At 74.7% G+C, this 22,731-nt stretch carries 20 protein-coding genes; 10 read left to right on the top strand and 10 right to left on the bottom strand.

From position 1 onward, the window contains the following. Window positions 1–130 precede the first annotated feature (130 nt). Window positions 131–1,402, bottom strand: a complete 1,272-nt coding sequence (locus tag ABFY07_RS37405) for a GAF domain-containing protein (protein ID WP_346178748.1) — start codon at window positions 1,400–1,402, stop codon at window positions 131–133. Between the two features lie 206 nt (window positions 1,403–1,608). On the opposite strand from ABFY07_RS37405, the gene ABFY07_RS37400 reads away from it, so the two are divergent. Further along, window positions 1,609–2,298, top strand: a complete 690-nt coding sequence (locus ABFY07_RS37400) for a hypothetical protein (RefSeq protein ID WP_346178747.1) — start codon at window positions 1,609–1,611, stop codon at window positions 2,296–2,298. 234 nt (window positions 2,299–2,532) lie between these two features. Here ABFY07_RS37400 and ABFY07_RS37395 read toward each other — a convergent pair whose 3' ends face one another. Beyond that, window positions 2,533–2,730, bottom strand: coding sequence for a zf-HC2 domain-containing protein (locus ABFY07_RS37395; protein WP_346178746.1), 198 nt, complete (start codon window positions 2,728–2,730; stop codon window positions 2,533–2,535). Window positions 2,731–2,776: 46 nt separating this feature from the next. On the opposite strand from ABFY07_RS37395, the gene ABFY07_RS37390 reads away from it, so the two are divergent. After that, the gene (locus tag ABFY07_RS37390; RefSeq protein WP_346178745.1) at window positions 2,777–3,415 is read left to right on the top strand and encodes a sigma-70 family RNA polymerase sigma factor; all 639 of its coding nucleotides are present in this window, start codon (window positions 2,777–2,779) and stop codon (window positions 3,413–3,415) included. On the opposite strand, the gene ABFY07_RS37385 is transcribed toward ABFY07_RS37390, so the two are convergent. Then, window positions 3,412–4,680, bottom strand: a complete 1,269-nt coding sequence (locus tag ABFY07_RS37385) for a PP2C family protein-serine/threonine phosphatase (RefSeq protein ID WP_346178744.1) — start codon at window positions 4,678–4,680, stop codon at window positions 3,412–3,414. The two genes, ABFY07_RS37390 and ABFY07_RS37385, sit on opposite strands and share 4 nt — an antisense overlap. 177 nt (window positions 4,681–4,857) lie before the next feature. Then, window positions 4,858–6,144 carry a glycoside hydrolase family 18 protein gene (locus ABFY07_RS37380; RefSeq protein ID WP_346178743.1) on the bottom strand — a complete coding sequence of 429 codons (1,287 nt, stop codon included), beginning with the start codon at window positions 6,142–6,144 and terminating at the stop codon, window positions 4,858–4,860. Between the two features lie 342 nt (window positions 6,145–6,486). Here ABFY07_RS37380 and ABFY07_RS37375 point away from each other — a divergent pair, with 342 nt between their 5' ends. Next, entirely contained in the window at window positions 6,487–7,659 is a 1,173-nt protein-coding gene (locus ABFY07_RS37375; protein ID WP_346178742.1) for an acyl-CoA dehydrogenase family protein, read from the top strand. Between the two features lie 105 nt (window positions 7,660–7,764). Here ABFY07_RS37375 and ABFY07_RS37370 read toward each other — a convergent pair whose 3' ends face one another. Continuing rightward, window positions 7,765–8,157 carry a hypothetical protein gene (locus ABFY07_RS37370; protein ID WP_104531418.1) on the bottom strand — a complete coding sequence of 131 codons (393 nt, stop codon included), beginning with the start codon at window positions 8,155–8,157 and terminating at the stop codon, window positions 7,765–7,767. A gap of 254 nt (window positions 8,158–8,411) precedes the next feature. Here ABFY07_RS37370 and ABFY07_RS37365 point away from each other — a divergent pair, with 254 nt between their 5' ends. From ABFY07_RS37365 to ABFY07_RS37350, 4 genes are all read left to right on the top strand, one after another. Beyond that, window positions 8,412–8,852 carry an Lrp/AsnC family transcriptional regulator gene (locus ABFY07_RS37365; RefSeq protein ID WP_065966312.1) on the top strand — a complete coding sequence of 147 codons (441 nt, stop codon included), beginning with the start codon at window positions 8,412–8,414 and terminating at the stop codon, window positions 8,850–8,852. A 98-nt stretch (window positions 8,853–8,950) separates the two neighbouring features. Then, the gene (locus ABFY07_RS37360; RefSeq protein ID WP_346178741.1) at window positions 8,951–10,591 is read left to right on the top strand and encodes an amidohydrolase; all 1,641 of its coding nucleotides are present in this window, start codon (window positions 8,951–8,953) and stop codon (window positions 10,589–10,591) included. A gap of 595 nt (window positions 10,592–11,186) precedes the next feature. Next, the gene (lnt, locus tag ABFY07_RS37355) at window positions 11,187–12,971 is read left to right on the top strand and encodes an apolipoprotein N-acyltransferase (protein WP_428837074.1); all 1,785 of its coding nucleotides are present in this window, start codon (window positions 11,187–11,189) and stop codon (window positions 12,969–12,971) included. A 410-nt stretch (window positions 12,972–13,381) separates the two neighbouring features. Further along, the gene (locus ABFY07_RS37350) at window positions 13,382–14,116 is read left to right on the top strand and encodes a polyprenol monophosphomannose synthase (RefSeq protein ID WP_065966392.1); all 735 of its coding nucleotides are present in this window, start codon (window positions 13,382–13,384) and stop codon (window positions 14,114–14,116) included. 28 nt (window positions 14,117–14,144) lie between these two features. On the opposite strand, the gene ABFY07_RS37345 is transcribed toward ABFY07_RS37350, so the two are convergent. Further along, window positions 14,145–15,971 (bottom strand): complex I subunit 5 family protein, encoded by a 1,827-nt coding sequence (locus ABFY07_RS37345; protein WP_346178740.1) that lies wholly within the window; start codon window positions 15,969–15,971, stop codon window positions 14,145–14,147. A gap of 230 nt (window positions 15,972–16,201) precedes the next feature. Here ABFY07_RS37345 and fxsA point away from each other — a divergent pair, with 230 nt between their 5' ends. Then, window positions 16,202–16,765 carry an FxsA family membrane protein gene (fxsA, locus tag ABFY07_RS37340; protein ID WP_346178751.1) on the top strand — a complete coding sequence of 188 codons (564 nt, stop codon included), beginning with the start codon at window positions 16,202–16,204 and terminating at the stop codon, window positions 16,763–16,765. Between the two features lie 110 nt (window positions 16,766–16,875). Here the strand turns inward: fxsA and ABFY07_RS37335 are convergent, their stop codons facing one another. Next, the gene (locus ABFY07_RS37335; protein ID WP_065966324.1) at window positions 16,876–17,250 is read right to left on the bottom strand and encodes an RNA polymerase-binding protein RbpA; all 375 of its coding nucleotides are present in this window, start codon (window positions 17,248–17,250) and stop codon (window positions 16,876–16,878) included. A gap of 256 nt (window positions 17,251–17,506) precedes the next feature. Continuing rightward, window positions 17,507–18,226, bottom strand: a complete 720-nt coding sequence (gene yczE / locus ABFY07_RS37330) for a membrane protein YczE (protein WP_428837073.1) — start codon at window positions 18,224–18,226, stop codon at window positions 17,507–17,509. Window positions 18,227–18,346: 120 nt separating this feature from the next. On the opposite strand from yczE, the gene ABFY07_RS37325 reads away from it, so the two are divergent. Then, a complete protein-coding gene (locus ABFY07_RS37325; RefSeq protein WP_346178739.1) occupies window positions 18,347–19,867 on the top strand; it encodes an SCO1417 family PLP biosynthesis transcription factor in 1,521 nt (506 codons plus the stop codon). Window positions 19,868–20,111: 244 nt separating this feature from the next. Here ABFY07_RS37325 and ABFY07_RS37320 read toward each other — a convergent pair whose 3' ends face one another. Both ABFY07_RS37320 and ABFY07_RS37315 read right to left on the bottom strand, forming a co-directional pair. Beyond that, window positions 20,112–21,797, bottom strand: a complete 1,686-nt coding sequence (locus tag ABFY07_RS37320) for an ATP-binding protein (RefSeq protein WP_346178738.1) — start codon at window positions 21,795–21,797, stop codon at window positions 20,112–20,114. 1 nt (window position 21,798) lies between these two features. Continuing rightward, window positions 21,799–21,993 (bottom strand): hypothetical protein, encoded by a 195-nt coding sequence (locus ABFY07_RS37315; RefSeq protein WP_065966334.1) that lies wholly within the window; start codon window positions 21,991–21,993, stop codon window positions 21,799–21,801. 174 nt (window positions 21,994–22,167) lie between these two features. Between ABFY07_RS37315 and ABFY07_RS37310 the strand changes: the two genes are divergently transcribed. After that, window positions 22,168–22,587 (top strand): ankyrin repeat domain-containing protein, encoded by a 420-nt coding sequence (locus tag ABFY07_RS37310; RefSeq protein WP_346178737.1) that lies wholly within the window; start codon window positions 22,168–22,170, stop codon window positions 22,585–22,587. Window positions 22,588–22,731 lie beyond the last annotated feature (144 nt).

The following is a 22,731-nucleotide window of genomic DNA, read 5'->3' as shown; positions in this document are numbered from 1 at the left end:
AGAGGGGGCCGGGGTCAGAGGGGGCTGGGGGTCAGAGAGGGCTGGGGCCAGAGAGGGCCAAGGGTCAGAGGGGGCTGGGGGTCAGAGAGGGCTGGGGCCAGAGAGGGCCAAGGGTCAGAGGGGGCCGGGGTCAGAGGGGGCCGAGTCCGTACGCCGCGCGCAGCCGCCGCACGCGGGGGACCAGGGCCGCCCGGCCCGGCGCGTGCGCCGGGAGGGCCGCCAGCAGGGCCTCGGCCGCCTCCAGGTCCTCCTCGCCCCACGGCGCCCGGGTCCACCAGCGCAGCAACCCCACCTCGCCGCGGGCCAGTACGGCGCGCCGCATGTCGTCCTCCAGGATCCCGCGCATCCGGCACACCCCGGGCGCCTCCGACAGCGGCAGCAGAGGCCCGGCGTACGCGCGCGCCGCCGCCTGCGTGTTCCCGGCCGCCAACTCCCGCGCCACCTCCGCCACATCGGCCCCCACCGGCGCGCACAGCCGGTAGGGGCGCGAGCCCAGCAGCGGCCCCACCAGGCGCCGCAGCCGCGACAGCTCCGCGCGCAGGGTGACCGGGGAGCGCCGGTCGGCCCGCTCCCCGTACAGCTCCAGGGCCAGCCGGTCGCCGCTCAGACCCTCCGGGTGGGCGGCCAGCAGCACCATGATCTCGCTGTGCCGCGGCCCGAGCCGCAGCCGCCGCCCGCCGGTCAGCAGCAGCGCCTCGTCGCGCCCCAGCGCCACCAGGCGCGTCCGCGGGCCCGCCGCGCGCGGCGCCTCGGCCGCCAGCTGGGCCTCGGCGGCCCGCGCGGTCGCCTGGACCAGGGCCAGGGTGTGCGGGGCCGCCAGGTGGTCGCCGCCGGTGATGTCCACCGCGCCCAGCAGCCGCCCGGTGTGCGGGTCGTGCACCGGGGCGGCGGCGCAGGTCCAGGGCTGCACCGTGCGGTTGTAGTGCTCGGCGGCGAAGATCTGCACCGCGTGGTCGAGGGTGAGCGCCGTGCCCGGCGCGTTGGTGCCCGCGTGCCGCTCGTCCCAGCGCGCCCCCGCCACGAAGTTCATCCGCTCGGCCCGGTGCCGCACCCCCGCGTGCCCCTCCACCCACAGCATGCGCCCCTGCTCGTCGCAGACCGCCAGCAGATGCGCGCCGTCGTGGGCGATACCGCCCAGCAGCTCGCGGAACAGCGGCATCACCCGGGCCAGCGGGTGCTCGGCGCGGTACGCCTCCAGCTCGGCGTCCGCCAGGTCGATCGGCGCCAGGCGCTCCTGGGCCACCCGCGCCCGGGCCGAGCGCCGCCAGGACTCCGCCACCACCGGGCGGACGGCCGGCGAGACCGCCCCCTCGGTCAGAAACGCCTCATGGGCGCGGCGCACCGCGCGGACGCGCTCCGCCGGATCCGCGTCCGACGCCATCGCCAGCCAGGGATTGACCAAGGGTCCTCACTCGAGGTCACGGACGGGCAGGTCGGCGACGGGCGGCACGGGAGAGCCGAGCGGCCCCGGCCTCCCCCGTTCCTCAGCCTCTCCCGCGCGCGGGCCGGCCCGCAAGAGCCGGGAGCGCCCCGCGGCACGCGCGTCTTGCTCAACTTCCGCGCCCCTGGCGGCGGCAGGCGAGACGCGGGTGCGACGATGAGGGCGTCATGGAAGCGGGCCACGTACTGCGGGCGCTGCGAGCCGCGGTGTTCGCAGCGGTCTGTGTGCTGCTCGCCGCGCTCGGACACGCCCTGATGTCCGGGGCCGCCGTCCCCTGGTGGGTGATCGCCGCCGCCGTGCCGGCCACCGGCGGGCCGGCCTGGTGCCTGGCGGGGCGCGAGCGCGGCCCGCTGGTGGTCGTCGCCGCGACCGTGGGCGCGCAGACCGCGCTCCACGTCGCGTTCACCCTCGCCCAGGGCGCCATGGCCGCTCCGGGGGCGCCCGGCGCGGCGCCGACGCACATGCCCATGACCATGCCGATGGCGGCCCACGGGTCCGGGCACGCCCACCTCATGGACCATGCCCACGCCCACGCCCACCACGCCATGGCCGCGGCGCCTCTTCCCGGCGGCGAGGGCCACGGCGCGCTCGGCATGTGGTCCGCGCACCTGCTGGCCGCCCTGCTGTGCGGCATGTGGCTCTCCGGCGGGGAACAGGCCGCGTTCCGGCTGCTGCGGGCCCTGGCGGTCGGGCTGTTCGCGCCCCTGCTGACCCTGCTGTACGGCCCGCCGCGCGTGCCCGGGCGGCCCCGCGTCCGCGCCGCCCGCCACGGCGGCTGTCAGCGGCTGCGGCGGCTGCTGCTCGCGCATGTCATCGCCACCCGTGGTCCGCCGCCCGGGGCCGCCGCCGTCCGCTGACGGACGGCGGCCTCCAGGCCCACCACGACACCGGACGGCCGACGGCCGCCCGGACCCCAGGAAGGACCGCAGGCGATGACCCCTGCCCGCACACCGGCCGCCGCGCCACGACGGCGCCCGGCCCGATGGCCCGTATCCCCACCGCGCGTCTCCCGGCGGCGCGCGGGAAGACCCCCCGTGTCCCGACCGCCCGTACCCCCGCCGCCCGGGTGCGGCTACCCCGGCTCCCGGCTCTCACGGTCCGCCATGACCGGCGGCCTCGCCGTCGAGACGGGCCGCGAGCTCCCGCAGCCGCCGGGCCCGCTCACCCCAGCGGCGGCACTCCGGGCACTCCATCAGATGGGCGTCGAGCGCCGCGTCCGGGACCTCCGGCGGCGGCGCCTCGCCGTCGACACGGGCCGACACGGCGACCCTGAACTGAGCACAGACCACCCCCTCATGGTCCCCGATGCCGCCCCCGCCGGCGCGGAGGGCCGCGATGCCTGACCGCGACGACGAGACCCTGACGTCCTGGGCGCTCGCCGCCCGCGGCGGGGACCTGGAGGCCGTGGACCGCTTCGTACGCGCCACCCGGCGCGACGTGTGGCGGTACGTCCACCGGCTGAGCGACGACCCGAACGCGGCCGACGACCTCGTCCAGGAGACCTATCTGCGGGCGCTGCGCGGCCTGCCCCGCTTCCAGGGCAGATCCTCGGCGCGCACCTGGCTGCTGTCGATCGCCCGCCGGGCGGTCGTGGACCGGCTGCGCCACAACGCGGCCCGGCCGCGGCTGTCGGACACCGACGACTGGCAGGCGGCGGCCGAGCGGGCCGCGCGCCGGGGGCTCCCGGACACCGGCTTCGACGAGGGGGTGGCCCTGTCCCAGCTGCTCGCCCTGCTGCCGTACGACCGGCGCGAGGCGTTCGTCCTCACGCAGCTGCTCGGCCTGCCGTACGCCGAGGCGGCGCTCGTCGCCGGCTGTCCCGTGGGCACGATCCGCTCCCGGGTGGCGCGCGCCCGCGAGGCGCTGATCGAGCAGCTGGCGACGGCGGAGCGGGTGGCTTCCGGCGCGGCCGAACCGGGCCGCGCGGCCCCGCCGGCCCGCGTCGCGATGCCCGAGCCGGTGGGCTCCCGCTAGCCGGGCTCCCCGGCGCCGGGGAGCCCCGCTCGGCCGGGGACGCGCTGGCCGGGGACGTGCTCCAGGACGAGCGCCGCCGCGTCGTCCTGGAGCCGCCCCTTGGTGTGGGCGTCGAGGTCCTCCCTCAGCCGGCGCAGCAGCTCGGGGGTCGGCAGCGAGGCCCAGCCGCCCAGGCGGTCGGCCAGCGGGTAGAACTCGCCCGCCGGGCAGCGGGCCTCGGTCACCCCGTCCGTACAGGCGAAGACCCGGGTGTCGGGGCGGATGGGGACGCGCTGGATGGGGCGCGGGGTGCCCATCAGGTCGCCGAGGCCGAGCGGCAGACCGGGCTCCGGCGGCTCCAGCTCGCTGACCGTGCCGTCGGCCTGGAGCAGATACGGCCGGACGTGCCCGCAGTCGATCAGCACCAGCCACACCGTGTCCGCGGGGTCCGGGGCGCCGCCATCCGCCGGGACCTCGGAACCAGCGGGGCCGGAGTCCGCCCACTCCAGGCCGAACACCAAGGCCGTCACGAACCGCTCCTCCGCCCCCTCCCCCTCGCTCCCACCCCCGTCCCCGCCCCCGTCCCCGTCCGCACTTCCGTTCCCGTTCGCGTCCCGGTCCCGCCGGTGCGCGGAGTTGTAGCGCCGCAGCCCCACCTCCATGGCATTCACCCCGCCGCTGAGGCTCCGCAGGTGGTACGCGGCCTCCCGGAACGAGGTCAGCACCGCCGCCCCGGCCCCCAGGGCGCGCAGCCCCTTGCCCTGCACATCGCCGATCAGCACCCGGGGCCCGTACGGCGTGTCGACCACCTCGTAGATGTCGCCGCCGACCAGCGCGCCCTGCTGCGAGGAGACGTAGAACCCGTCCACGACCATGTCACCGCTGCGCAGCGGCAGCTCGCGCAGCAGGGCCCGCTGGGCCGCCTCTCCGGTGGCGCGGACCTGCGCCAGCAGCTCCTCGCGGTCCCGCAGCAGCCGGGCGACGGCGATGCTCGCGCCGACCATGAGGGTGTTGCCGAGGACGGAGGCGACGCGGTTGAGGGGGACCAGGCTGTCGGGGATGACGCCGTGGGTGATGGCCATGACGACCAGGTCGAGCAGGCCGAGCACGAGCGTCTGACGGTAGGTGCAGACGGCGGCGGCGATGAGCGGGGCCAGGGCGGCGAAGACGTCCAGCCGGAGCGAGCGGGGGGTGATGGAGTCGATCACGACGATCAGCGCGAGATAGACGAGCAGCACCGGGAAGACACGGCTCGTGTACGCGCGGGTGCGCTCCCTCCAGGGCACCGGGACCTCCGCCTCCTGATGGGGACGGTCTCAGGCTCGCACGCCGCCCCGTCCTGCGGCTACCGGGACGGTGGCCGCGGAAAACGGGGGTCCGGGGGCCGGAATTCCGGCCCCCGGACCTCTTGCCTTCCGCTGCTTTCCGACGGGCGCGCCGGTCGGTGGGGTGCGCGCCGGGCGTCAGTTGATGGACTTGATCAGCTCACCGTTCGACGTGTCGCCGCTCAGCTCCCAGAAGAAGGTGCCGCCGAGGCCCTGCTGCTGCTTGTAGGCCATCTTCCCGGCGATGGTGGAGGGGGTGTCGTAGCTCCACCACTGGCTGCCGCACTTCGCGTACGCCGTCCCCGCGACCGTGCCGGTCGCCGGGCAGGAGTTCTTGAGCACCTTGTAGTCCTCGATGCCCGCCTCGTACGTGCCGGGGGCCGGGCCGGTTGCCGTCCCGCCCGGGGCGCTCTGGGTGACCCCGGTCCAGCCTCGGCCGTAGAAGCCGATGCCCAGCAGCAGCTTCGAGGCCGGGATGCCGAGGCCCTTGAGCTTGCTGATCGCGGCGTCGGTGTTGAAGCCCTGCGTGGGGATGCCGCTGTAGGAGGTGAGCGGGGAGTGCGGGGCGGTCGGGCCCTGGGCCGCCCACGCGCCGAAGAAGTCGTAGGTCATCGGGTTGTACCAGTCGACGTACTGCGCGGCGCCGGCGTAGTCGGCGGCGTCTATCTTGCCGCCGGAGGACGCGTCCGCGGTGATCGCGGCCGTCACCAGGTTGCCGCTGCCGAACTTGGCGCGCAGGGCGGCCATCAGGTTCTTGAAGGCGGCCCGGCCGCTGCTGTCGCAGGTGTTGCCGCAGGCGTTGGGGTACTCCCAGTCGATGTCGATCCCGTCGAAGACATCGGCCCAGCGCGGGTCCTCGACCAGGTTGTAGCAGGACTGGGCGAAGGCGGCGGGGTTCCTGGCGGCCTCGGCGAACCCGGAGGACCAGGTCCAGCCGCCGAAGGACCACAGCACCTTCAGGTTCGGGTGCAGCTTCTTGAGCTTGCGCAGCTGGTTGAAGTTGCCGCGCAGCGCGCCCGCGTCCCAGGTGTCGGCGACGCCGTCCACGCTGCTCGCCGCGTCGTAGGCCTTGTCGTAGTCGGCGTAGGCGTCACCGATGGCGCACTTTCCGCCGGTGACATTGCCGAAGGCGTAGTTGATGTGGGTGAGCTTGGCGGCGGATCCGGAGGTCTGGATGTTCTTGACGTGGTAGTTGCGCTGGTAGATGCCCCATTCGGTGAAGTAGCCGACCACCTTGTTGCCCGCGGCGGCCTTCGTGCCCGCCGTCGGACCGGCCTTCGCCTCCGGCGTGGTGCCGGCCTTCGCGGCCTTCGTCCCGGGTTCCCCGGCGGCGGCCGGGCCGGCGAGCATCGTGGCGGCCAGTACCGCCGTACACAGCGCCGCGAGGGCGGCGAGCAGTCCGCGGATTCCGCGAGGTCTGCGCATGGATTCTCCTCCGTGGGGGTGAGGGGAAGTGGTGCTGCTGACGACCCGCCCCTGACTTGACATGAACGCGTAGGGCGTGGTGGGAGCACCGTAGAAGGACTAGACCAGTGCGGTCAATGGTTTGGACCAATTTGCTCACCGCTCGACGAACTCGGTTGAAGATCCACCAATCGGTGACGCGGGGCCTCGGATCGGGCATACTCCAACCGCCACGGCGCAGGTCACGCCCCGTTCGCGACCCGACGGAGCGGCCCCGCCCGCCCGGCAGCACGCACCCCGGCGGCGCCGCCACACCCCCGGCGCCGCGCCGCCGCAGCGCCCGACAGGGAGAGGAGCGCCGTCATGACCGACCACGGACCGCAGCCGGTGGAGCGGGAACTGCCCACCGAAGAGGCCCGGGATCTGATCTCGCTGGTCCGCGAGGTGATCGAGCGGGAGATCAGGCCGCACGCGGCCGAGGAGGAGGCCGCCGGACGCTTCCCGCGCGAGCTGTTCACCCTGCTGTCGCGGTCCGGGCTGCTGGGGCTGGTGTACCCCGAGGAGTACGGCGGCGGGGAGCAGCCGTACGAGGTCTACCTTCAGGTGCTCGAGGAGCTGGCCGCGGCCCGGCTCACCGTGGGCCTCGGCGTCAGCGTGCACACCCTCGCCTGCCACGCGCTCGCCCACTACGGCACCAAGGAGCAGATCGCCGAGCACCTGCCCGCCATGCTGGGCGGCGGGCTGCTGGGCGCCTACTGCCTGTCCGAGCCCTCGTCCGGCTCCGACGCGGCCGGGCTCACCACCCGCGCCACCCGCGAGGGCGACACCTGGGCCCTGGACGGCACCAAGGCCTGGATCACCCACGGCGGCATCGCCGACTTCTACACCGTCATGGCGCGCAGCGGATCCGACCGCACCCGGGGCATCACCGCCTACCTCGTCCCCGGCGACGCCCCCGGGCTCTCCGCCGCCACCCCCGAGCGCAAGATGGGCATGAAGGGCTCGCCCACCGCCCAGATCCACCTCGAAGGCGTCCGGGTGCCCGACGCGCGCCGCATCGGCGAGGAGGGTCAGGGCTTCGCCATAGCGCTGTCCGCCCTGGACGCGGGCCGCCTCGGCATCGCGGCCTGCGCGATCGGCGTCGCCCAGGCGGCGCTGGACGAGGCGCTCGCCTACACCACCCAGCGGCGGCAGTTCGGCCGGCCCGTGGCGGACTTCCAGGGGCTGCGCTTCATGCTCGCCGACATGGCCACCCGGATCGAGGCCGGACGCGCCCTCTACCTCGCGGCCGCGCGGCTGCGCGACGCGGGCAGGCCGTTCTCCAAGCAGGCGGCGATGGCCAAGCTGTTCTGCACCGACACCGCCATGCAGGTCACCACGGACGCCGTCCAACTGCTGGGCGGCTACGGCTACACCGCGGACTTCCCGGCCGAGCGCTACATGCGGGAGGCCAAGGTGCTGCAGATCGTGGAGGGCACCAACCAGATCCAGCGCGTGGTGATCGCCCGCCATCTCGCGGGGCCGGAGAGCGGCTGAGGCGGCGCGGTGGGGAAGTGAGGCTCACGCCAGTGGGGGCGCGGCGCGCCGGGCCCCCTCGGTGAGCGGCTGATTCGCGGGCCTGGATTCCTGGGCCCGGGAACCTCAGGCCCGGGACTCCTGGGCCCGCGACGACGGCCGGCGGCGGCGCAGGCCGGGCATCCGGATCGGCTGCGACCCGGGGCCGCCGATGTGCGAGAACGGCTGCATCCGCCAGTCCAGCGTCTCCGGCAGCGTCAGCAGGAGCGCCGCGTCCTGCTCCGACGCGTCCAGCGACGCGTCGGCGGCGGAGGCGTCCGCCACCCCGCGCCCGGTGCCGGGGCAGACCGTGAGTCCGAACGGGTTCCACGGGGACGGGCACAGCGCGTGCTCGGGAAGCACGTCCTCGTCCGCCAGCAGGGCGATCGGACGAGCGCAGTCCGGGCAGATGACCCGGAAGATCTCGTAGGTCTCGTCCGTATCGTTGTCGCCTTCGTCGAGGCGCTCCAAATAGGGCATGAGTTTCCCCCTCGGAATGGGACGGCCGGGCTCGTCGGCCTCGGCCTGGCCAGGCTCGTCGGCCTCGACCACAGCAAGCATTTCCCGCGGCACTACGCGGGTAATCGCGGCACTCCCCGGGACCCCGGCGAATGTATGTGGCGTTCGTCACATGCCCGGTGCAGATGCTGCGAACATGGGTGTATGTCCCTGGCTGGTTCACAGCGGGCGGCCGACTGGGCCGGACCGTCCCCGACACCATAGGGTGAGCGGCTGTGGAGGAGCTGGACAGACAGATCGTGGAACTGCTCGTCAAGGACGGGCGGATGAGCTACACCGACCTGGGCAAGGCCACCGGCCTGTCCACCTCGGCGGTGCACCAGCGCGTGCGCCGGCTCGAACAGCGGGGCGTCATCCGCGGCTACGCGGCCGTCGTGGACCCGGAGGCCGTCGGCCTGCCCCTCACCGCGTTCATCTCCGTCAAACCCTTCGACCCCAGCGCGCCCGACGACATCGCCGAACGGCTGGCCGACGTGCCCGAGATCGAGGCGTGCCACAGCGTGGCCGGGGACGAGAACTACATCCTCAAGGTGCGCGTCGCCACGCCGCTGGAGCTGGAGAACCTGCTCAGCCGGATCCGCTCGCTGGCCGGGGTCTCCACCCGCACCACCGTCGTGCTCTCCACGCCCTACGAGGCCCGCCCGCCCCGGGTCTGAGCGCGCCGCGCACCCCCTTGTGCGGGCCGGCCGCGCGGAAGGGCGAGACTGAGGGGCGTACCGTACGCCCGACCCCGAACCCCGCGAGGCAGCCCGCCGTGAACGACCCCACACCCGCCCCGGCCGAAGGCCGCACCGTCCTGCTCCGCGGCGGCGAGGTGCACAGCCCCGCCGACCCGTTCGCCACCGCCATGGTCGTCGAGCGGGGCACCGTCGCCTGGGTCGGCTCCGAGGGCGCCGCGGACAGCTTCGCCGACGGCGTGGACGAGGTGGTCCACCTCGACGGGGCGCTGGTCACGCCCGCGTTCACCGACGCGCATGTGCACACCACCGCCACCGGCCTGGCCCTCACCGGCCTCGACCTGGCGGGCGCCCGCACGCTCGCCGACGCGCTCGGCCGGGTGCGGGCGTACGCGGAGGCCCACCCCGACGACCGGATCCTGCTCGGCCACGGCTGGGACGCCAGCGCCTGGCCCGAGGGGCGGCCGCCCACGCGCGCCGAGCTCGACGAGGCCACCGGGGGCCGCCCGCTCTACCTCACCCGCGTCGACGTGCACTCGGCCGTCGTCACGACCGCCGTGCTCGACCTGGTTCCGGACATCGCCGGGCTGGCCGGATACCGTCCCGACGCGCCGCTGACCGGCGCCGCCCACCACGCCGTGCGCGCCGCCGCCCACGCCGCCGTGACCGCCCGGCAGCGCGCCGACGCCCAGCGCGCCGCCCTGGCCCGGGCCGCCTCCCTCGGCATCGGCTCGGTCCACGAGTGCGCGGGCCCCGACATCTCCGGCGAGGACGACCTCACCGGGCTGCTGCGGCTGGCCGCCGAGGAGCCTGGCCCGCGCGTCTTCGGCTACTGGGCCGAGCCCGCCGCGAGCGTCGCCGACCTGGACAAGGTGCGCGACCTCGGCGCCCTCGGCGCGGCCGGCGACCTCTTCGCCGACGGCTCGCTCGGCTCGCACACCGCGCATCTGCACCAGCCGTACGCCGACGCGCCGCACACCGGCACCGCCCACCTGGACGCCGCCGCGATCGCCGCCCACGTCATCGCCTGCACCGAGGCCGGGCTGCAGGCCGGCTTCCACGCCATCGGCGACGCCGCCGTGACCGCCGTCGTGGAGGGCGTACGGGCGGCCGCCGACAAGGTCGGCCCGGCCCGCGTCCGCGCCGCCCGCCATCGCGTCGAGCACGCCGAGATGCTCACCCCCGACACCATCGCCGCCTTCGCCGAACTGGGCCTCACCGCCTCCGTCCAGCCCGCCTTCGACGCCGCCTGGGGCGGCGAGACCGGCATGTACGCGCAGCGGCTCGGACCGGAGCGGGCGCGCACCCTCAACCCGTACGCCGCGCTGCTGCGCGCCGGCGTGCCCCTGGCGCTCGGCTCCGACAGCCCGGTCACCCCGCTCGACCCCTGGGGCACCGTCCGCGCCGCCGCCTTCCACCGCACCCCCGAGCACCGCGTCTCCGCCCGCGCCGCCTTCACCGCCCACACCCGAGGCGGCTGGCGGGCCATCGGGCGCGACGACGCGGGCGTCCTGGTGCCCGGCGCGCCCGCCGACTACGCGGTCTGGCGCACCGGGGAGCTCGTCGTACAGGTGCCCGACACCCGCCTCGCCGGCTGGTCGACCGATCCGCGCTCGGGGACGCCGGGGCTGCCCGACCTCACCCCGGGCGCCCAACTCCCGGTGTGCGTGCGCACGGTGGTGGCCGGGCGGACCGTGTACCTCCGGCCGGACGAGTGACGCACGGCCGCGCCGTACCGCCGAACGATGCTCCCGCGGGTTGTCGCGGCGGCTGAACACTGTCCGTACTGACCTGCTCATTTGGGGAAACGGCGCAGGTCATGCCGGTGTTGACAGGGTGTGGTCGGCGGCCGGTAGGTTCGGCCGAGTCCACCACAGGACGTCCGACCGGGGAATCTCCACGCAGTCGTCGAACGCCGCTGGGCCATGGGGTGGCGTGCCGTACCGGCGCGCCGCCGCTGGGAGCCAGGTCCAGCGCACGGGGGCGAGGGAGGGATCGCCGGGTCGGCAGGTGCGACCCGGGAGGGGCCCGGACGCTCAGTAGACAACGGCTCTCGGTCGACCCGCAGCCAGCGGGTCCCAGGCCGGCCCGAAGGGCGCCGGGCCCCGATCCGCACGCACCGCCCCGCGGCGCGCGGCGGGATCGCGCCGCGCTTCCGCCGCCTTCCCGAGGCTTCCTGGCGGGTTCCCGACACCTCCCCGGCGCCCCGCGGAACCGGCCGGCTCCTCCTGGCGTTCCGCACCTCGGGACACATCGCGGAGTCCCGCGTTGTACGGTCACCTCACCACAGCACGACTTGCAGGAAGGCAGCACGTGCATCCGGGTACCGAAACCAACGCCGACGCCGGCCCGCCGGGCACGGCCGAAGACCGACCGGGGAAGCGACCGAAGGCCGCGGCCGCGCCTCCCCCGGCCGACGCCCCGGCCGACGCCGACGCCGACGCCCCGGCCGCGGCACGCCCCGAGCGCGACCGTCCCGAAGCCGGCCGCCCCGGCCGGGACCGGGCCGAGGAGCCCCGCCCCGGCCGGATGCGGCGCCTGGCCCGGCTCGCCCGCCGCGAGGCGCGCCGCAGCGCCCTCGCGGCCGTGTGCGGCCTCGCGCTCGCCCTCGCCTTCCCGCCGTACGGGGTGTGGCCGCTGTCCGTGGCCGCCGTGGCGGCCCTGAGCCTGCTCACCCACGGCCGGACGGTCCGCCAGGGCGCCTGGACGGGCTTCGCGATGGGCCTGCCGTTCTTCGTCTTCCTGCTGAAGTGGCTGCACGTCGTCGGCTGGGACGCGACGGTGGGGCTCTCCATACTCCAGGCGCTCTATTTCATTCCGCTGGGGGCGGGGCTCGTCCTGATCTCCCGGCTCCCGGTGCCCTGGCTGCGGCCGCTGTGGGCGGCCTGTCTGTGGATCGCCGAGGAGTTCGTCCGCGACCGGGTGCCGTTCGGCGGCTTCACCTGGGGACGGCTGGCCTTCGCCAACACCGGCTCGCCCTACACGCCGCTCGCCGCGCTCGGCGGCGCCCCGCTGGTCAGCTTCGCCGTCGCCCTGACCGGCACGCTGCTGGCCGCCGCGGCCCTGGCCCTGTACGGCATGCGCGGCGGCGCCCCGCGCCCGCGCGCCGCGCTGGCGGCCGGCGGCTCGGTCGCCGTGGCCGCGGCCGTGACCGTGGCCGGGCTCGCCGTGCCGATCCCCACCGCCGCCGACGACGCCGTGGACATCGCGATCGTCCAGGGCAACGTCCAGAAGCCCGGCATGGACTTCCTGGGCCGCCCCATGAAGATCCTCAACAACCACGTCAACGCCACGATCGACCTCGCGAAGGACGTGAAGGCGGGCCGGATCAAGAAGCCCGATCTGGTGATTTGGCCGGAAAACGCCTCCGACCTCGACCCCTTCCAGTACCGGGAGGCGTACGCGCGGATCGACGAGGCCGTGAAGGCCATCAACGTGCCGGTTCTCGTCGGCGCGCTGGTCGACCACCCCACCAAGCAGGGCTATGTGCTCAACCAGGGCATCGTCTGGGACCCCAGGACGGGCCCCGGCGCCTCCTACACCAAGCAGCACCCCGTGCCCTTCGGCGAGTACGTCCCCTTCCGTGACCAGCTCAGCAAGTTCATCACCCGCCTCCAGCGGGTCCCGCGCGACTTCTACCCCGGTCACCACAGCGGGGTGCTGCGGGTCGGCCCGGCCCGGCTGGGCGATGTGATCTGCTTCGAGGTCGCGTACGACGAGATCGTCCGGGACACGGTCAACGCGGGCGCCCGCATGATCGTCGTCCAGACCAACAACGCCACGTACGGCCGAACCGGCCAGCCCGAGCAGCAGCTCGCGATGTACCGGCTGCGCGCCATCGAGCACGGCCGCGCGGTGGTCTCCGCGGCCACCAGCGGCATCAGCGCGGTCGTCGCCCCCGATGGCACGATCGAGCAGCAGACGAAAGAATTCACCCAAGATGTGCTCACCGCGCGCATCCCGCTGCGCGATGGCACGACTGTCGCCGACCGCGTCGGTGCGATCCCCGAGTGGGTGCTCGCTATGGTGGGCGTTCTCTCCTGCGCGGCCGCGCTCGTGATCGGCCGTCGGGGACGTATGGACGAGAAAGGGCAGTAAGTACCGTGAGCGACGCACGCGAGGCCGACGAGCCGCGCCACACCTCGGACGCCGCAGATTCGCCTCGCGGGCGGAGAAGCGAACAAGATGACGCGGTGAGCGACGCACGCGAGGCCGACGAGCCGCGCCACACCTCGGACGCCGCAGATTCGCCTCGCGGGCGGAGAAGCGAACAAGATGACGCGGTGAGCGACGCACGCGAGGCCGACGAGCCGCGCCACACCTCGGACGCCGCAGATTCGCCTCGCGGGCGGAGAAGCGAACAAGATGACGCGGTGAGCGACGCACGCGAGGCCGACGAGCCGCGCCGCACCTCGGACGCCGCAGATTCGCCTCGCGAACAGGGCGACGCCGCGGCCGTCACCGAGCGGAACCCCGACCAGGACGGGGGGCGGCGGAAGTACGGGCCGCTGGGCACGGTGCTGGTGATCATCCCGACCTACAACGAGGCGGAGAACATCAGACCGATCGTCGAGCGGGTGCGGGAATCCGTGCCGGAGGCGCATGTGCTCGTCGCCGACGACAACAGCCCGGACGGCACCGGCAAGGTCGCGGACGAGATCGCGGTCGAGGACGACCACGTTCACGTGTTGCACCGCAAGGGCAAGGAGGGCCTGGGCGCCGCCTACCTCGCCGGGTTCCGCTGGGGCATCGAGCACGGCTACGGCGTGCTGGTCGAGATGGACGCCGACGGCTCCCACCAGCCGGAGGAACTGCCCCGGCTGCTGACCGCGCTCAAGGGCGCCGACCTGGTGATCGGCTCCCGCTGGGTGCCCGGTGGCCGCATCGTCAACTGGCCCAAGCGGCGGGAGTACCTCTCGCGCGGCGCCAGCACGTACTCCCGGATCCTGCTGGACGTGCCGATCCGCGATGTGACGGCCGGCTTCCGCGCCTTCCGCAAGGAGACCCTGGAGGGGCTCGGCATGGACGCCGTCGCGTCCCAGGGGTACTGCTTCCAGATCGACATGGCCTGGCGGGCGGTCAAGGCGGGCTTCCACGTCATCGAGGTGCCCGTGACGTTCGTCGAGCGCGAGCGCGGCGACAGCAAGATGAGCCGCGACATCGTCACCGAAGCGTTCTGGCGGGTCGCGACCTGGGGCGTGTCCTCCCGGGCGAACAAGCTGCTGGGGCGCGACCCGTCCTAGGGGCCTGTCGCAGGGGGCGCCCCCGCGCTCAGCGGAGCCCCGTGGCGGTCAGGGCGGTGAGCAGGGCCATGCCGACGACCAGCCAGGCGACGTAGTCGCCGATGTGGCCGGACTGCAGCCGCCGTACCGGGGCCGTCAGCGCGGTCGCCCCGGTGCGGGCGGGCCGCCACACCGCGAGGGCGGCGAGGGCGGCGGCGAGGGCCGTGGAGAGCAGCCCGAGCAGGATGCCGGTCGTCGGCCAGTGCTGGGCCACGGCGGCCGGGGCGGCCACCGGCCGCCCGTCGAGGACGGCGGCGCGGTAGCCCCGCGCGTCGGTGAACAGCCGCCCCGCCCGCTCGGCCGTGGCGGCCACCCCGGGCAGGACGCCGACCGCCAGCGCCCCGACCAGCAGCGCGGCGGGCACCGCGAGCATCGGCACGGGGACGCGCCGGAGCCGCCCGCCCGTCTCCGGCTCCGCCTCGCCCGTGGTCTCGGGGCCGTCCTCCGCCGCGCGCGGCGGCCGCCCGGCCCCGGCGAAGACCCGCAGCGCGACCCGGAGCACCGCGCCGCCGGTCACCGCGGAGACCAGGACGAACAGCGCGGGCAGCCAGCCGGCGGCCTGGCCGGCCGCCTCTTCCGCCAGGGCCTTGCCGAGCCCGGTGCCGAAGGGCGGCAGCCCGCTGAGCGCGAGTCCGCCCACGGTGAACAGGACGCCCGTCACCGGCAACTCCCCGGCCCTGCCGTACAGCTCGTGCTCGTCGACGGAGGCGTACCGGTCGAGGAGCACGCCCACGCACCCGAACAGGGACGCCTTCACGCCCGCGTGCCCCAGGACGTACAGCGCGGTGCCCGAGACGCCCTCCGGGGACAGCACGGCCACGCCGGTCAGGAACAGCCCGGTGTGGGCCACGGTGGAGAACGCGAGCAGCCGTTTGATGTGCCGCTGCCGCCAGCACATCAGCGCCCCCAGCAGTGCCGTGAGGGTGCCGATGACCAGCAGCGCGCGGGTGAGATCCGGATGCGGCACGCCGCCGGGGCCGGAGAAGACGGTCCAGTACACCCGCGCGACCCCGTACACCCCGAGCTCCACCATCACCCCGGACAGCAGCATGCACACGGGGGTCGGGGCGACCGCGTGGGCGTCGGGGAGCCAGAAGTGGAAGGGCACGGCGGCGGCCTTCACCAGCAGCCCCGTCGCCACCAGCACGAACGCGGCCAGGAGCAGCCCGTCCGGGGCGCGCCCGTCCAGCGCGCGGCCGATCTGGGCGAGCCCCGGCTCGCCGGTGCGGGCGTACAGCAGGGTGATGCCCAGCAGCATGCAGTACCCGCCGAGGGAGTTCGCGATGCCGAAGGACAGCGCCCCGTGCACCGGCCGGGACTCCTCCACCCGGTAGCCGGTCAGCGCGTACGCCACGACCCCCATCAGCTCGAAGAAGACGAACGCGTTGAACAGGTCGCCGGTCAGCGCGAAGCCGCACATCCCGGCCTGGAAGAGCAGGATCAGCGCCGTGAAGGCGCCGCCGTGGCGGCGCGGGGGCTCCTCGAAGTAGTGCCAGGAGTAGCCGAGTACGGCGACGACCAGCACGGACACCAGCGCCGCGAGCCCGGCGCCCAGAGGGTCGGCGACCAGCACGATGCCCACGCCCTCCCCGCCCGCCAGGTGCCGGCCGCCCACCCACTCCACCGCGTACGGCCCGGCCCCGCCCCCGGCGACCCGGGCCAGCACCAGCAGCGCCAGCGCCGCCGGGGCGGCGGCGAAGGCACAGCCCAGGGCGTCGGTGACGATCCGGGGCAGCCGCCGCCCGCCCGCGACCAGCACCGCCGCGCCGAGCAGCGGCACGGCGACCACCAACGGCAGCAGCCCCGCGGTGTCCATCCGCCGTCACCCCGCCACAGCCCGGTCAGCCCCACCCACCAGGCGAGCACCTCAAGCACCCCGCTCACCTCCCTTTCACGGTGACCTCAGCACCTTCGGCGCGGGCGGCGCGCCCCTTCGGCTCACTCGCCGGTCGCGCGGCGGGTACCCGGATGTCCGCGGGCGATTCCACGCGGATCTCCGGCCCCGGAGCCCGGCCATGGCCCCGGTCCGGGCACACTTGGAGCATGATGACCGGCCCGGAGCAGCAGACCAACCCGACCCGCCCGAAGCGCTCGCGCGCCCGCACCTTCGTGCCGCTGGGAATCGCGGCCTGGCTGGTGCTCGAGATCTGGCTGCTGACCGTGGTGGCGGAGGCCACCAGCGGGTTCGCGGTCTTCCTGCTGCTGCTCGCCGGGGTGGTGGTGGGCGCGGCCGTGATCAAGCGCGCCGGCCGCCGGGCCTGGCAGAACCTCTCCCGGTCCATGCAGCCGGGCGCCGAGCCGCGGGACCCGGGGGAGGGCGGGGGCAGCAGCTTCACGATGCTGGGCGGGCTGCTGCTGATGATGCCCGGCCTGATCTCGGACGTGGCCGCGCTGGTGTGTCTGTTCCCGCCCACGCGCGCGCTGCTGCGCGGCCGCGCGGAGGCGATGCTCCGGCGCCGGGTCGGGTATGTCCCGGGGCCGAGGGGCGGCGGCTTCGGTCCGGGCTTCGAGCAGGACCGGCTGCGCCATCCCGACGGCAAGGTCATCCAGGGCGAGGTCGTCCGGGACGACGAGGACCCCCGGGACCCGCGGCCGTCGCGCAGGGACTGAAGCCGCGCAGGGACTGAAGGGTCGACAAGGGCCGGGGCCACTGCTCAGCAGTGGCCCCGGCCCTTGAAATGGTGTCTGTCAGTGCTGCCGCATGCGGTGCTGCCGCATGATCAGGCAGACTTCCGGGTGTCGCGCGGATGCACCGCGATGTTCATCGCCCCGGAGCGCAGCACAGCCAGCCGCTCGGCCAGCACCTCCTCGAGCTCCTCGCGGGTGCGCCGCTCCATGAGCATGTCCCAGTGCGTGCGCGCGGGCTTGCCCTTCTTCTCCTCAGGACCGTCGCCGTCCACCAGGAGTGCGACGGCACCACAGGCCTTACACTCCCACTCCGGCGGGATCTCCGCCTCCACGGAGAACGGCATCTCGAATCGATGTCCGTTCTGGCATGCGTACTCCACCGCCTGGCGCGGGGCCAGATCGATGCCGCGGTCGGTCTCGTAGCTGGTCACCACGAGTCGCGTGCCGCGGAGAGCTCGCTCACTCATGAATCGTGCCTCCCGGGCTTGTCGCCCACAGGACAGGTGTCGCTGTCGTCGTCATCCGGTCAACGTCCGGTCGGCGGTGAAGATTCCCGTACTGGGACATGCGTCGCCCGTCGTGCCGCCCCGTTGTTCTACCCACAGGCGCCCGGTTTGTCACATCTGGCAGCAGATGTCACCCAGCGTTTCTGGTACTTTAGCGCGCAGTAACGGTCCGCCTGGTAGGCCGAGGGCGTACACTACCGCTCCCCACCCACGAGGGCTAAATCCGGTCACGCATCGGTCTCCGTGTCCCGCCCCGCGCGACGACCGGAGACCGCTCATCGGCGGGCGAGGGAAGCGCGAAGAAGCGCAGGAAGTACTGCGACAGCGGGCCGATGGCCAGCGCGTACAGCACCGTGCCGACCCCCACGGACCCGCCGAGCGCGAACCCCGTCGCCAGCACGGTGACCTCGATCGCGGTCCGCACCAGCCGCACCGAGCGGCCGGTGCGCCGGTGAAGTCCGGTCATCAGGCCGTCGCGCGGGCCGGGGCCGAAGCGCGCCGAGATGTACAGGCCGGTGGCCGCGCCGTTGAGCACCACGGCGAACACCAGCAGCGGGATCCGCACGGCCAGGGAGTGGAGCTCCGGAAGAAGCCACAGTGTGGCGTCCACCACGGGGCCGATCACCAGCACATTGGACACCGTGCCGAGACCGGGGCGCTGCCGCAGCGGGATCCACAGCAGCAGCACGGCGGCGCCGACCACCACGGTCACCATGCCGAAGGACAGCGGGACGCGCTCGGTCACGCCCTGGTGGAACACGTCCCACGGGTCGAGCCCGAGCCCGGCGCGCAGCTGGAGCGCCATGCTCACGCCGTACAGCACGAGCCCGGCGTAGAGGTGGACCAGGCGGCGGCTGAGCCGGGGGCCGGAGGAGTCGGGGGAGCCGGGGGAGTCGGGGGAGCCGGGGGAAGGGGGATCGGCCGGTGACGCGGACAACGAGCGCTCCTTGAAACTGAATTGGCCTTAACTGTGGAGGCAATGGACGGTGGCATGTCACTCTGTACTCCGAGGCCAGTCCAGTTCCATGGCCAATTCCGGAAAGGTGGACCGCAGCTGATGAGTCCGTGGACATCCGCGGTGGGGGCGCCCCAGCTGGCGCGCCTGCTCGGGCCGGAACACACCCGCGACGCCGAAGCGGCGGCGATCGTCTCGGTCACCGGCGGCCGGCGCGTGCCCGCCTACCGTTCGCTCGCCGACCGCGTACGGCTGCTCGTCCTCGAGGGCCGGGTCCCGGTCGCCGCGCGGCTGCCCGCCGAGCGCGAGCTCGCGGCGGCCCTGGGCGTCAGCCGGACCACCGTGGCCGCCGCCTACGAGGCGCTGCGCCAGGAGGGCTTCCTGGAGTCGCGCCGTGGGGCGGGCAGCTGGACCGCCATGCCCGCCGGGAGCCCCCTGCCCACCCGCGGGCTCGACCCGCTGCCGCCGGAGGTCGCCCGCTCGGTGATCGACCTGGGCTGCGCGGCCCTGCCCGCGCCCGAGCCCTGGCTGACCCGCGCCATGCGCGGCGCCCTGGAGGAGCTCCCGCCGTACGCCCACACCCACGGCGACTACCCCGCCGGGCTGCCCGCGCTGCGCCAGGCGCTCGCCGACCGCTACACCGCCCGCGGCATCCCCACGATGCCTGAGCAGATCATGGTGACCACCGGGGCCATGGGCGCCGTGGCCGCCACCTGCCGGCTGTTCGTCCGCCACGGCGAGCGGGTCGCCGTCGAGTCGCCCAGTTACGCGAACATCCTCCAGCTGCTGCGGGAGGCCGGCACCCGGCTGGTCCCCGTGGCCATGGCCCCCGGGCTCGCCGGCTGGGACATCGCGGCCTGGCGGCAGACGCTGCGCGACGCCGCGCCGCGCATGGCCTATGTCGTCGCCGACTTCCACAACCCCACCGGCTCGCTGGCCACCGGCGAGCAGCGCCGGCAGCTCGTCGACGCGGCGCGCGCGAACGGGACCCTGCTCGTCGTCGACGAGACCATGGCCGAACTGCGCCTGGACGAGGAGGTGGAGCCGCCCCCGCCGGTGTCCGCGTTCGACCCCGGCGGCAGCACGGTCGTCACCGTCGGCTCGGCGAGCAAGTCCTTCTGGGCCGGGCTGCGCATCGGCTGGGTGCGCGCCGCGCCCGACGTCATCCGCAGTCTGGTCGCCGCCCGCGCGTACGCCGACATGGGCACCCCGGTCGTCGAACAGCTCGCGGTCGGCTGGCTGCTGGCCACCGGAGGCTGGGACGAGGCGGTCGAGCTGCGCCGCGCGCAGGCGCGGGGGAACCGCGACGCGCTCGTCGCCGCCGTCCGGCGCCACCTCCCCGACTGGGAGTTCACCGTGCCGCACGGCGGGCTCACCCTGTGGGCCCGCACCGGCGGCCTGTCCGGCTCGCGCATCGCGGAGGCGGGCGAGCGGCTCGGCGTGCGGGTCCCCTCCGGCCCCCGCTTCGGGGTCGACGGCGCCTTCGAGGGATACGTACGCCTGCCCTTCACGGTCGGCGGCGCGGTCGCCGAGAAGGCCGCCACCCGCCTGGCCGCCGCGGTGGACCTGGTCGCCACCGGAGCCGCCGTCGAACCCCAGGTCCCGCGCAGCTACGTGGCCTGAGGCCCGTACGTCGGTCTAGGCCCTGTCGTCAAAGTAGCGCCGTCCGCCCGCAGGGCGGGCCCCACGGCGTCTGGTGCTCCCCCAGCTACCGCTGGGCGGTGCCCCCCGATCGCAAGGCGGAGGGTCGTCCTCGCGGGGGCACCTCCCAGCGATAGCTGGGGGCGGGCCTACTCGGACGATCCCGACAACGCAGCGAGCGTGCGTGCCAGGCGTCGTGGGGCAGGCGGGACTTTGACGACAGGGCCTAACCCTCCGCGGGGCCGGCCTTCACGACGTCCACGCGCCCCGGGGCCTCCGGCGCCGGGGCCGGGGCCGGCCTGCGGGGCGCCTCCGGCTCCGGCAGCAGCGCGAGCACGGCCCGCCGCTGCGCCTCGCCGGTCGCCTCGTCGTACGGGTCGGGCGTGGCAGGCACCTGCAGCCGGTGCACCGGGCCCGCGCCCAGCCGTGCGTAGCCGCGGCCCGGGGGCACCTCGGGGGGCGGCGTGGTGTGCGGGGGCGCGCCGAGCACGGCCCGGATCTGCTCGGCGGAGGCGGGCCCCAGCACCACACGGGCCGGGGTGTGGGTCCGTACGGTCTCGCCGAGCGCGTCCGCGGCGTCGAGCTGGTCGGCCACCACCACCCGCACCTGGGCCGCCCGCCCGTGCCGCAGCGGCACCCGCAGCAGCTCCTGCGGGTCGTGGCGGCCCTCGGCGGCGGCGAGCTGGCTGAGCACGGTCGGCCGGTCGAGGATCAGCCACAGCGGGCGGAGGGTGTCCCGCGGCGGCGGGTGGCCCGTCTGGCGGGCCCGGTTCGCCGCGATCAGCCTCCGCTCGGTCTCGTGCGCCGCCCACTCCAGCGTCGCCAGCGTCCCGGCCAGCCCGCACTCGACGCCCAGCACCCCGGCCCGGCCGCCCAGGAACGCGTACTCGCCGGTGCCGCTGCCGTCCACCACCAGCACCTGACCGTGGCACAGAGCCTGCAGCGCGATGGACCGCAGCAGGGTCGTGGTGCCGCTGCCGGGCGGGCCGAGCGCCAGCAGGTGCGGCTCGGTGGACCGCGGCCCGGTGCGCCAGACCACCGGCGGGGCGTCCCGCCGCACCTCGCCCGCCGGGTCCCCGCCCGCCACGTCGTCGTCGCCCGGGTCCTCGGCGGTCTCCACCACCGGCAGGGTGCGCTGGACGGAGGAGGGGTCGGTGAAGCCGAGGACGGTCTCGCCCGGCGTGGTCACGAAGCGCTGCGCGCCGATCGCGGTGGAGAGGGCGGGCAGCACGGTCAGCGTCAGCTGGTTGGCCTCCTCGTCCCACTCGAAGAAGTACTCGCGGCCGCGCCCCGACTTGGCGTACAGCAGCCGCTCGACGCGGGCCCGGGCCTCCGGGTCGCCGTCGGCGAAGTACGCGGGGTAGCGCAGCCTCAGCCGGGCCGGCCGGCCGCTCTCGTCGAACTCGAAGGAGTCGAAGGCGCGCGCCCACTCCCCGCCGTGGGCGTACAGCGGGCTGGGGTCCTCCGGGGCGGAGAAGTGCGGCACCAGGGCCTCGTAGAGGATCCGCAGCCGCTCCTGGCCGGCCGCGCCGGGCCCCGGGTCCTTCGCGGGGCCCTTCCGCCCCGCCCAGAACGCCGCTCCCATCAGGCCGACGGCCGACAGCGTCGGGCCGTACGGCAGCAGCGCGACGCCCACCACGCAGGTGGCCAGCAGGAAGAGCGCCGGGCCGCGCCGGTCCTTGGGGGTCTGCGCCCATCTGCGCCGCCCGGCGGCGGACAGGGCGCGCAGCCCCCGGCAGAGCGGGAGCAGCGGATGCAGCACATCGGCGGCGCCGTCGCCGACGGCGCGGGCCAGGCCGCGGACCCGGCCGAAGCCGCGCGGCCGGGAGAAGCCGCGGACCCGGCCGAACCCGCGGGCGCGGGCGAGCGGACCGCCGCCGCGAAGGGCACGGGGGAGCGGTGGGCGGCGCACGTCAGATCTTGATCCCGCCCAGCAGATTGGCCAGGCTGGCGCCGCCGGCCTTGATGCTCGGAGCGATCGCGGTGCTCGCGAGGTAGAAGCCGAACAGGGCGCAGACGACGGCGTGCGACGCCTTGAGGCCGTCCTTGCGGAAGAACACGAAGACGACGACACCGAGCAGTACGACGCCGGAAATGGACAGGATCATCACGGTCTCCTGGCTGGTGGGGGACGGTCACCATGAGTCCTTCCAGGGTCACGTCAGGTGCTCACTCGGCAAAAGGTGCAAATGGGTGGATTATCGGAATATTCACCACTTTGGATCGTTCCGTAGGGTGGGCGGCAGTGGTGCCCTCAGGAGCGAAGCCGGAGGCGAGGCGTCATGACCGATGACCGGAACCGTGAGCCCGAGCCGGCTCACGACCCGGAGGTGCTGCAGCTCGCCGCCAAGGTCTTCGATCTGGCCCGGCACGGGGACACCGACACGCTCGCCGCCTATGTCGACGCCGGCGTCCCGGCCAACCTCACCGACGACCGGGGGGACTCGCTCCTCATGCTCGCGGCGTACCACGGGCACGCCGCGGCCGTATCCGCCCTGCTGCGCCGCGGGGCCGACCCCAACCGCGGCGACGAGAGCGGCCGGACACCCATCGCGGGCGCCACCTTCAGGGGTGAGGAGGAGGTGCTCCGGGTGCTGCTGGCCGGTGGTGCCGATCCGCGGGCGGGCTCGCCCTCGGCGGTGGAGACGGCGCGCATGTTCGGGCGGCGCGACCTGCTCGCGCTGTTCGGCGCGGCGGAGTGAGTCCCTGGGGGCCTCACCCCCCGGCGGCGCGCCCCGTTCGACTTCTGTTGACCGATGGCGCCGGGGGCGATCTCCTGTCTCAACTTCTTTGACATGCTTGGTCCGGACTATTGACATGCCCTTAACAAGGCTCGGCATGATGTC

It is taken from the genome of Streptomyces sparsogenes subsp. cuspidosporus, from assembly GCF_039532705.1.
Classification (GTDB): Bacteria; Actinomycetota; Actinomycetes; order Streptomycetales; family Streptomycetaceae; genus Streptomyces; species Streptomyces sparsogenes.
This window is presented reverse-complemented; position numbering and strand designations above follow the sequence as displayed.

What these genes read in the sequence shown, in the direction of transcription:
- ABFY07_RS37390 (WP_346178745.1), top strand. Translation starts at nt 2,777, where the DNA reads ATGCCTGACCGCGACGACGAGACCCTGACGTCCTGGGCGCTCGCCGCC.
- fxsA (WP_346178751.1), top strand. Translation starts at nt 16,202, where the DNA reads ATGACCGGCCCGGAGCAGCAGACCAACCCGACCCGCCCGAAGCGCTCG.
- ABFY07_RS37370 (WP_104531418.1), bottom strand. Translation starts at nt 8,157, where the DNA reads ATGCCCTATTTGGAGCGCCTCGACGAAGGCGACAACGATACGGACGAG.
- ABFY07_RS37310 (WP_346178737.1), top strand. Translation starts at nt 22,168, where the DNA reads ATGACCGATGACCGGAACCGTGAGCCCGAGCCGGCTCACGACCCGGAG.
- ABFY07_RS37345 (WP_346178740.1), bottom strand. Translation starts at nt 15,971, where the DNA reads ATGGACACCGCGGGGCTGCTGCCGTTGGTGGTCGCCGTGCCGCTGCTC.
- ABFY07_RS37380 (WP_346178743.1), bottom strand. Translation starts at nt 6,144, where the DNA reads ATGCGCAGACCTCGCGGAATCCGCGGACTGCTCGCCGCCCTCGCGGCG.
- ABFY07_RS37315 (WP_065966334.1), bottom strand. Translation starts at nt 21,993, where the DNA reads ATGATCCTGTCCATTTCCGGCGTCGTACTGCTCGGTGTCGTCGTCTTC.
- ABFY07_RS37335 (WP_065966324.1), bottom strand. Translation starts at nt 17,250, where the DNA reads ATGAGTGAGCGAGCTCTCCGCGGCACGCGACTCGTGGTGACCAGCTAC.
- ABFY07_RS37400 (WP_346178747.1), top strand. Translation starts at nt 1,609, where the DNA reads ATGGAAGCGGGCCACGTACTGCGGGCGCTGCGAGCCGCGGTGTTCGCA.
- ABFY07_RS37375 (WP_346178742.1), top strand. Translation starts at nt 6,487, where the DNA reads ATGACCGACCACGGACCGCAGCCGGTGGAGCGGGAACTGCCCACCGAA.
- ABFY07_RS37325 (WP_346178739.1), top strand. Translation starts at nt 18,347, where the DNA reads ATGAGTCCGTGGACATCCGCGGTGGGGGCGCCCCAGCTGGCGCGCCTG.